Raw genomic sequence first — 1,438 nt, 5'->3', positions numbered from 1 at the left:
TTGCGGAAAACTTTGAAAACACGCCCTAGGGGGGCGAAACCATACCCAGAATCAGCAACGCCAATTATTCACCTTCATAACTCCTAACTTTTTTCCTCCTACCTCCTAATCTCCTTACCTCCTACCTCCTAATCTCCTTACCTCCTTACCGGGTGCATCTCCTAAAAGCTGTTTGAGCCGGTGGTGCGTTACGGGGTGGGCTATTTCAAGGCTGGCGAAGAAGCGTAAAATCAGGGCAATCCCACCCCTAACGCACCCTACGCAAAATTTACTCCTTACCTCCTTACCTCCTTACCTCCTAACTCCTCTACTCCTCCTGTGCTCGACTCAACTGCAACCAACCCTCATAAAGTTGTTGGGGTTCAGAAAAAGTTGCTGTGGGATTAACTGATGTAATTTCAGTAGTTTCTGACCATTCCTCGCCAGTTAAAGATACCCACGACCAAACAGCATTGGTTTCTTGGGGAACAGGAATTGCTAACCCACTGCTAGCATCAGAGGTAGGGGGATCAATTTCATCGCCATTGTGGATGTCAATATCCATATCAGTTTGGCGATCGCATAACATGGGGGTAGCTAGGAAATTAACTTCCATGGACTGTAATGCAGTGGTGTAGTTTTCCGACGGTAAAACTAATTCCCGGTTGGGTAAGAACCCACAGGTAGCATGAATTGTGCCCCGAGGATCGATTAACATGGTTACTCCTTGGGGTGGTGCATCCACGGTTTGCTCGAAATAAACTAACCCTTCTGATTCCGTTTGAATCAAACTGTCATTGGCTAAATTACTTTGGGGCGCATAGAAGATATTTCCTTCATAGTCATAATCCCCCTCAGTTTCCCCAGGGGTTTCTCGCCAATAACCTACCAAGCCGTCGTTGAGTTGTTGATAATCTCCTAAACGAATGGGAACTTTTACTTCGGTATACCCGTAGGTGGGTACTTCTTGCTCAGCACTCTCAATTTTGACCGTAGGATCGCAAACCGGTAGCCCTTTTACCTCTAAGCTCAAGGTGGCACGAACTACAGCAATGGGTCGTCCAATTAATAATGCCAGAGTGCTATGGGTGGCAAATCCTTCGGGATCGATAGTAGCCAGGGAATTGTCTAAGGTAGAAAGAAACTGTTGTTGAAAATCTTTTCCTCGCTCCACCAGATACTGTACCAGCTTGCGCAAGTGAGAGTTAGAGATGCTGGCAACATCAGGAATACCAAAGCCTCCAGGGGCAGCCCTCCAGTTTCCAGCCCGATCTAAGGAACCCAAAGTTTTCCCTTGCTGGTCATAAATACTCAGAGTGCTATCAAGATTATTAGACCTCTCCAAAAACTTGAAACTTTCTCAGGCACTGCTTTTCAGCGATCAAATTGACCAAGTCAATTTTACGTTGAATTAACGCTATAATAAGCTTAAGAAGCTATTGATGTTAATTTAGCACTA

The 1,438-nt window shown here is 45.5% G+C and carries 1 protein-coding gene; it reads right to left on the bottom strand.

Features of this window, described 5'->3' with window-relative positions; genetic code table 11:
- Nucleotides 1–307 precede the first annotated feature (307 nt).
- Entirely contained in the window at nt 308–1,324 is a 1,017-nt protein-coding gene (locus F6K20_RS38365) for a hypothetical protein (protein ID WP_287298414.1), read from the bottom strand.
- Nucleotides 1,325–1,438 lie beyond the last annotated feature (114 nt).

Origin of the sequence: Moorena sp. SIO2C4, from assembly GCF_010672485.1 — a bacterium.
Taxonomy (GTDB): Bacteria; Cyanobacteriota; Cyanobacteriia; order Cyanobacteriales; family Coleofasciculaceae; genus Moorena; species Moorena producens.
The sequence above is the reverse complement of the archived record's forward strand: the minus strand, read 5'-3'. Positions and strand labels throughout refer to the sequence as shown.